Genomic DNA, 8058 nt, shown 5'->3' on the forward strand with positions numbered 1-8058 from the left:
GAGTTATTTAGAGCCTTTATGTGCGCCCCCTCTCACGGCGGCCTTACACTGTGTCCGTCCCGCAGCATGGGGAAGGCGTCCTGGGCCCAGGACCCGGACGTGCGGCGGGGCGCGATCGAGCGGGAAACTGTATCGCTGCGCGCGGCCGAGGACCCTGATCCGGCGTTGAACCTGGATCTGTGGAGGCACGAACCGGCGCGGATGCAGGACTGTCCATGGGGTGACAAACCGTGGAGCCCGGAGGGGCCTGAAACCCTCCGCCCGTCGCGGGCCGAGGTCGGACTGGGTTTAAGCGGCGCAAAGCGTGAGGGTCGAAAACGACACAGACCTCACAGGCTGCACGAAGCCCGTCACCGGCCGCTCGCGTGAACCGGTCGCGACGGAGCCCCGGCGCGAGCCGAAAATCCTCATCCGGTCCCCGTAACGCGAAAGCAGGGGGCCACATCGGTTCCGGGCGAACACCGGGGCTCCGTCCGCTTCCCCATCCCGTTCGCAGCGGAAGAGCGATGTCGCCTGCCCGACATGCGGAACGCCCGGCAAAGCCACGGCGTTGAACCTTCACAACAGGGAGGCGACCATGCCCGACATCGACCAGTCCGAGGCTTTCGACGAAGACAACAACGACGTCGCCGAAACCGGCGGCGTCACCAACGAGTTCAAGACCTTCGAGGAAATGCCCGAGGTTCTCGACGTCACCACCGCCGATGGCGACGCCGACGAGGAGGAGTTCGACGAGGACGATCAGGACCTCGACGACACGCTCGGGGCCGACGGGGTCGATCCGGAAGCCGACGCCCAATACGGCGCCGACGGAACGCGCATCAACGAACTGGACCTGGGCGCCGACGAGCCCGGCGAGGGCGAGGTCGAACTGGTCTACGCCGGCCTGATGGAGGACGTCCGGGGGGCCCAGGCCAGCGCCGCCCACTGGGAAGCAAACACCCTGTCCGACGACGACATCGCAGACCTGGGCTACGGCCCTGAAGGAGACGACAAGTGACCGACACAGCCCCGCTGACCGGCAAGCCGCGCGACGCCGACCAGGACCCGGACACCCCGCACGCCCGCCCTGCGGAACGTCTGCACGGCAAGCCCGACCAGTTGAACGAGAAGCATGGCGACGCCGAGGACCGCCAGGAAGCGCTGCTCGACGAAGGCGTCGAGGAGACCTTCCCGGCCAGCGACCCCGTCTCCGCGAAGCGGATCACCTGAAACTGATCGTTGTTAACCGGCCGCGCCATCGGTAGTCGTGGTTCGCAAACCACCGGAGCATCCGATGTCGCGGCCGACCGACCGGTTCGAGGGCACCTCGAACTATATCGCCACCCAGGACCTGAAGATCGCGGTCAACGCCGCCGTCGCCCTGGAACGCCCCCTTCTGATCAAGGGCGAGCCCGGCACCGGCAAGACTGTGCTCGCCTATGAAATGGCGAAGGCGCTGAACGCCCCCCTGATCACCTGGCACATCAAATCGACCACCAAGGCTCACAACGGCCTGTACGAGTACGACGCCGTCAGCCGCCTGCGGGACTCGCAGCTTGGCGAGGCGCGCGTCCACGACGTCCGCAACTATCTGAAGCCCGGCAAGCTGTGGGAGGCATTCACCTCCCCCGTCCGCCCGATCCTGCTGATCGACGAGATCGACAAGGCCGACATCGAGTTCCCCAACGACCTGCTGCAGGAACTCGACCGGATGGAGTTCTACGTCCACGAAACGGACGAGACGATCCGCGCCGAGGTCCGTCCGATCGTGGTCATCACCTCGAACAATGAAAAAGAGTTGCCCGACGCTTTCCTGCGCCGCTGCTTCTTCCACTACATCCGCTTCCCCGACGACGAGACGATGAAGGCGATCATCGCGGTCCACTTCCCAGGCATCAAACCCCGGCTTGTGTCGGAAGCGCTGAAGACCTTCTACGAGATCCGCGACACGCCGGGCCTGAAGAAGAAGCCGTCCACATCGGAACTGCTCGACTGGCTGAAGCTGCTGATGGTCGATGACGTCCAGCCTGAGACCCTGCGCGAGACCTCGCCCAACAAGCTGATCCCGCCCCTGCACGGCGCCCTGCTGAAGAACGAACAGGATGTGCACCTGTTCGAGCGCCTCGCTTTCCTCAATCGTCGCGAAGGCTCACGCCCCGGCCTTTAAGGAACGGCGCATTCCGGCCATTCGACGGACAGATATCGTCAGACCGATTACCGCGATTTCACTGGAATAGTGACGGCTACTGTTCAAGATGAGGACCTGAAGAGGAACCCGTTTGATGCGACTGCTTCTCGCCACCATCTGCACCGCTTGCCTGATGACGGCAGCCTGCGACGGCGAGTCCGTGCGCATCTCCTCGACCACCACCGACACCAGCGGCAAGGGTGTGCTGAAGGTCATCGACACCCTGCAGTGCCCCGAGACCATTGGCGTCCTGACCCGCAAGGGAACGGCCCACGCCGGCGGCGCCACCTGCCTCTACAGCGGCCCGCGCGGCGCCGAGGTCACCCTGCAACTGATCGCCCTCAGCGACCAGACCGTCGACGTGGTGCTCCAGCGCTTTGAAAACACTCTTTCGGCCGACATGCCCCATACGATGGCTGAGCTCCGCAACGCCTCCGCCGAAGCGGACCGCGCCGAGGCCGCCGCCGACGCCGCAGGCGCCCAGGCTGACGTGGCGGCGGCCGAAGCCGATGCGGCAGCCGCCGAAGCCAATGCAGCCGCCGACAGCGCCCGCGTTCGCGCGCCGGGCATGGCGATCGACGCCGAGGGTGACCGCGCCCGCGTCCGCCTGCCGGGCATGAGCGTCGACGCCGACGGCGACAAGGCCAGCGTCCGCATCGGCGGCTTCTCCATCAACGCCGACGACAGCTCCGAGACCGTCGACATCTCCTCGTCCGACGAGAGCGTCAGCATCCAGGCCCACGACGACGCTGCCGAAATCCGCACCCGCGCCCCCGGCGATGCCACCCGCCGCACCTATATGCTGACCGATCGGACGCCCGCCGACAAGGGATGGAGGCTGGTCGGCTTCGAGGCGCGCGGCCCCGTCGGCGGCCCGATCGTCATTGCCACGGTCCGCGCCAAGGACCGCGACAGCGACGGCGTCTTCGACTCCGCCAAGGACCTCGTCACCCTCAACGTCGGGGAATAGGCGCCCTCACGCTTGATCCGGCGGCGAGGATGGGTCACCTGACCTGCCGTTCGCCGTCTGGATCTCCGCCTTGGCCTCTGCTCCCTCCACTCGCGCCTCCCGGACGCCGGCCCCCCGCGCCTGGCAGCGCATGCTGTCCGGCCGCCGCCTCGACCTGCTGGACCCCTCGCCGTTCGACATCGAGATCGAGGACATCGCCCACGGCCTGGCCCGCGTCGCCCGCTGGAACGGCCAGACCATCGGCGAACACGCCTTCTCCGTCGCCCAGCACTCCTGCGTCGTCGAGGAGATCGCCGCCCATATCAAGCCGGGGCTGGAGCCGAAATGGCGTCTGGCCGCCCTCCTCCACGACGCCTCCGAGTACGTGATCGGCGACATGATCTCGCCCTTCAAGGCGGCCCTGGGCGTCAGCTACAAATCCTTCGAGGCGCGACTGGAGGACGCCATCCACGTCCGCTTCGGCCTGCCCCCCAAGACACCCCTGCCCATCAAGAAGCTCATAAAGAGCGCCGACAAGGCCTGCGCCTTCTTCGAGGCGACCCAGCTGGCCGGCTTCAACGAGAAGGAGGCGCTCGGTTTCTTCGGCTCACCGCCTCCGGACTACGACCTGATCATCGACCCCCTGCCTGCTCCGATCGCCCAGCAGCGGTATCTGGAGCGCTACTGCATCCTCGCGGAGGCTGTAGGCATCCTGCCCGCCGCCGACGCCTGGCACACGGAATAGCGCCATGTCCTGGGGCGGGGAGCACGGCGTCCGCATCGGCCTCTCCGCCGTCGTCATGGCCCTGCGTTCCGGTCAGCTCTGCATCCTGACCACCGAGACGCCCGAAGGGGAGCTGGCCCTTCCCTTCGGCCCATTCGATCCGGCCGAAGACCGCACCTTCGAGCGCGCCCTGCGCGCCTTCGTAACCGCCCAGACCGGTTTCGGCCTTGGCTTCGTCGAGCAGCTCTACACGTTCGGCGACGCCGGTCGCGCCGCGCCCCGCCCCACGCCAGGCCCGGACCGCCAGCGCGAGGTCTCCGTCGGCTACCTGGCCCTGACCGCCGATGCCGTCGACATGGCGCCGCCCGGGGCCCGCTGGACCCCGGCGCTCGAAATCTTCCCGTGGGAGGATCGCCGCGCCCCGACGACCAGACTGTCCCGTCAGATCGTCGAGGCCCTGACCGCATGGTCCGCCGGCGATCCGCGCCGCATCGATCGGATCGAGGCCCTCTTCGCCCCGTCCGCTTCCGCCCGCTGGGACGAAACCCGCGTGCTCGAACGCTACGAGCTCCTTTACGAGGCCGGCCTTGTCGCTGAGGCCGCCCGCGACCGCGACGACGCCTCGCCGCTCGACCAGCGCGATCGTCCCATGGCGTCAGACCACCGCCGCATCCTCGCCACGGGCCTGGGACGACTGCGCAGCAAGCTTCGCTACCGCCCGGTCCTGTTCGAACTGACGCCCGAAACCTTCACGCTGTCGGCGCTTCAGGCCGCCGCAGAGGCTGTCGTGGGCCTGAAACTCCACAAGCAGAACTTCCGTCGCGGCGTCGAACGCACCGGCCTTGTAGAGCCCACCGGCCGCCTTTCCACCGGCACCGGTGGCCGCCCGGCCGAGCTGTTCCGCTTCACCGGCGCCGGCCCCCGCGACGGCCAGGCCCCCGGCCTCGCCCTCCCTGCCTTGCGCTGATCCGACTTCGTTCGGAAAATCGTCCGCGCCCGCTTGCGGCGCAAGCCTCACCCCATTAGAGAAGCCGCTCGCTGTCGACCAAGCGCACTACGGCCCCGCGGAGAGGTGGCAGAGTGGTCGAATGTACCGCACTCGAAATGCGGCGTGCCTGGAAGGGTACCGTGGGTTCGAATCCCACCCTCTCCGCCACCGCCTTATTCAGGGATATACGTCAGGGTATTAGCCCGAGCGACTTCGGACTTGTGTCGCAGCCGATGTGTCGCAATATCCCTCAGCGCCGCGCATGGGCCCTTGCCTCTACTGTGGCTCAGTCAGACAAACTCCGCGCCTGATACATCCTGTGTGCCGGTAGGAGGTATTCGCCCAGGGCATTCGATTGCTCCGAAAACGGAGGGCCTCGCGTCTCGTCTTGCCCGTGAGCGGCGGCGTAAGTTTCGATGCGGGGACTGAGGTTTCGCCGATATGAACGGGCGCGCTCGAATATGGGGGGGCCAGTGAAACATCACGTGCCTTATGCCTGAGGCCCGCCAACGTCCGCTATCCGCCGTGAAATCAACGACGGTTGTAGACCCAAAGCTGACGCTGGAGCGCTCCAGAACTGCCATGCTTGTGGCTTGTGCCCCTCAACCTTAGGGTGGTGCTCTGTATCTGAGGAGCGAGCGATGCCTGCCTTCACAGGGACTCCCGCCGACGACACGCTGATCGGATCGGAAGGCGACGACGTCATCGATGGCCGCGGCGGGACCGACACCCTCTATGGCCTCGGCGGCAATGATCTGATCCGAACAGGCGCGGGCCGCACCACGATCTTTGGCGGCGATGGCGACGACACGGTGATCTTCACGCCGTTCGCCCTGACGATCGCCAACAACAACGACACCAATCAGGCCGCGGCCGATGGCGGAAACGGCTTCGACACCCTCGACCTCAGCGCATACGTCCAAGGGGAATATGGTCTCTTTGTCACGGGCGCCGGAACCGCGATCGGTGTCGGGTACGGCGGCGCAGGCGGACGCCAGGTGTTGGCCAACAGTCAGGGCTTCGAGCGATTCCTCGGCGGACTGACCGCGACGAATGTTCTCAATTTCGGAGCCTTCACCGGCAATATGGAGATCGTCGGCGGCGGACTGGCCGACATCATCATCGGCGGCGGCGGCAGGGATGTGATCCGATCTGGGGGTGGCGACGACAGGATCGACCTGTCCATGGGCGACTGGGCCGATGCCGGCGAGGGCCAGGACAGGTTCAATCTTACATACGACGCCGCCTTCACCGGCCTGACCCGTCTGGACGGCGGCGCCGGTTCGGACATAGTGGAACTCGGATTCTACGAGGGTTCCAGCACGATAAACATGACGGGCGATGCCAGTGCGACGACTGGCCTTCAGTTATTGAACATCGAAAACCTCATCTTCAATGCACGGGGTTCGATCACCGTTCTTGGAACGTCAGCCAACAACATCATCCGAGTTGGAGCGGCGACGTCCCGGGTCGAAGGCGGCGCCGGAGACGATCAGCTGACGTCCACCTCCGGGAATGCGACCCTGATCGGCGGCGATGGGAATGACATCCTGACCGGCAGTCTTTTCCGGTCGGGATTCGGTATCGATACGCTGCTCGGCGGCGACGGGGATGATCTTGTCTACGGCACGCTGGGGGATACGCTGGATGGAGGCGCAGGGACCGATGTCGCGGACCTGACGCTGGAAGGCTCGACCAACCTTCAGGTCAATCTGGTCACGGGCACGTGGGGTCAGTCCGGCACGACACAGCCTGGCACGATCACGGGCTTCGAGACGGTTCGCACAGGCGCGGGCAACGATTCCGTCACCGGAGACGATCGCGCCAACGTGATCCAGACGGGCGCGGGGGCGGATCTGGTCAACGCCGGAAGCGGCGATGACCGGGTCTTGGGCGGCGACGGCGACGATACGCTGAACGGTCAGGACGGCGCCGACTATATGGACGGCGGCGCCGGGAATGATCGGCTCGACGGCGGGGCCGGAGACGACACCCTGGTCGGCGGCCAGGCCGACACCCTGATCGGCGGCACCGGCGTCGACACTGCGATCCTGTCAGGCGCCTATTTCAACTATACCTTCGGCTTCTCGAACGGGACGGCGACAGCGACATTGAACGGGGCGACGGTTTCGCTGACGGGTGTCGAGTTCATCCAATTCGCCGACCTCAGACTGGCCGTAGGCGCGGATGGCCGTATCCCGGCCCCCAACGAAATCTTCGGCTCCAACGGGACCGACCGCATCGTCGGAACCGACGGGTTCGACCGGATCATCGCTGGCAACGGCGACGATGTCCTGGTCGGCGGCGGCAACGGCGACTATCTGGACGGCGGCGCCGGTATCGATACGGCGGGCTATGTCGGCTTGGTCCGCGCCTACGCGGTCGGCCGGGCGAGCGGGGCTTTTTCTTCCGTCACAGGCGGCCAGGAAACAGGAACCGACACCCTGATCTCAATCGAGCGACTGTCGTTCCTCGACGGCGTGTTCGAGACCGGTGCGGATACGGCGGCGGCGCAGATCTATCGGCTTTACGACGCGGCGCTGGATCGAGGGCCGGATCAGGCGGGGCTTTCGGGCTGGGTGGGCCGGCTCGGCTCGGGCACGACTCTGCAACAGGCGGCACAGGCTTTCGCCACGGCGCCCGAGTTCGTGGCCCGTTACGGCGCCCTTTCGAATGAGGACTTCGTCAAGACGATGTACCGGTTCAGCCTGAACCGGGAGGGCGACGCCTTCGGCATTTCCCAGTGGAAGGCCCAGCTGGATTCGGGCGTCAGCAGGGGCAGCGTCCTTCTGTCCTTTTCCGAAAGCGTTGAGCATCGCAACCTGACGGCGGCGGCGGTGAACGCCGGCCTGTTCGTGCAGGATGACCGCACCATCGCCGTGGCCCGCTTGTACGACGCCGCCTTCGATCGCGTCCCGGACCAGGGCGGCATCGTCTACTGGCGCGGTACGCTGGATGCGGGCGGGTCGCTGTTCTCCATCGCCAACGCCTTCGTCAGTTCGCAGGAGTTCCAGGACCGCTATGGCGCGCTGAACAACACCCAGTTCATCGACCAGCTCTACCGTTTCACCCTGAATCGCGAAGCCGACGCCTTCGGTCGGCAGGTCTGGATCGACCGGCTGAACGCGGGGACCACGCGCGCCGAGATGGTGGTGATCTTCTCCGAGAGCGTCGAGCACGTGAACCTGACGGCCCCGACCTGGGCCGGCGGCATCCGCTATGAAAAC

General features: G+C 66.3%; 7 protein-coding genes and 1 tRNA gene. All 8 read left to right on the forward strand.

The genetic code is table 11. The features are described from left to right. The first annotated feature begins 577 nt into the window (after nucleotides 1–577). On the forward strand, nucleotides 578–1000 hold the full coding sequence (locus RMO01_RS05415) for a hypothetical protein (protein ID WP_309628021.1): 423 nt from the start codon (nucleotides 578–580) through the stop codon (nucleotides 998–1000). Further along, nucleotides 997–1212, forward strand: coding sequence for a hypothetical protein (locus RMO01_RS05420; RefSeq protein WP_309628022.1), 216 nt, complete (start codon nucleotides 997–999; stop codon nucleotides 1210–1212). The genes RMO01_RS05415 and RMO01_RS05420 overlap by 4 nt, the downstream gene beginning before the upstream one ends. 64 nt (nucleotides 1213–1276) lie before the next feature. Further along, nucleotides 1277–2149, forward strand: a complete 873-nt coding sequence (locus RMO01_RS05425; RefSeq protein ID WP_309628023.1) for a MoxR family ATPase — start codon at nucleotides 1277–1279, stop codon at nucleotides 2147–2149. Nucleotides 2150–2264: 115 nt separating this feature from the next. Next, complete coding sequence (locus RMO01_RS05430) at nucleotides 2265–3140, forward strand: methyltransferase type 11 (RefSeq protein WP_309628024.1); 876 nt, start codon at nucleotides 2265–2267, stop codon at nucleotides 3138–3140. Between the two features lie 130 nt (nucleotides 3141–3270). After that, nucleotides 3271–3864 carry an HD family hydrolase gene (locus tag RMO01_RS05435; protein WP_309628027.1) on the forward strand — a complete coding sequence of 198 codons (594 nt, stop codon included), beginning with the start codon at nucleotides 3271–3273 and terminating at the stop codon, nucleotides 3862–3864. Nucleotides 3865–3868: 4 nt separating this feature from the next. After that, a complete protein-coding gene (locus tag RMO01_RS05440; protein ID WP_309628025.1) occupies nucleotides 3869–4810 on the forward strand; it encodes an NrtR DNA-binding winged helix domain-containing protein in 942 nt (313 codons plus the stop codon). A 99-nt stretch (nucleotides 4811–4909) separates the two neighbouring features. Beyond that, a tRNA-Ser gene (locus RMO01_RS05445) sits at nucleotides 4910–4999 on the forward strand. A gap of 473 nt (nucleotides 5000–5472) precedes the next feature. Then, nucleotides 5473–8058, forward strand: a 2586-nt coding sequence (locus RMO01_RS05450; RefSeq protein ID WP_309628026.1) for a DUF4214 domain-containing protein, incomplete at its 3' end; no start/stop codon positions are given.

Source organism: Brevundimonas sp. (assembly GCF_031412435.1).
In the GTDB taxonomy this organism is placed as follows: Bacteria; Pseudomonadota; Alphaproteobacteria; order Caulobacterales; family Caulobacteraceae; genus Brevundimonas.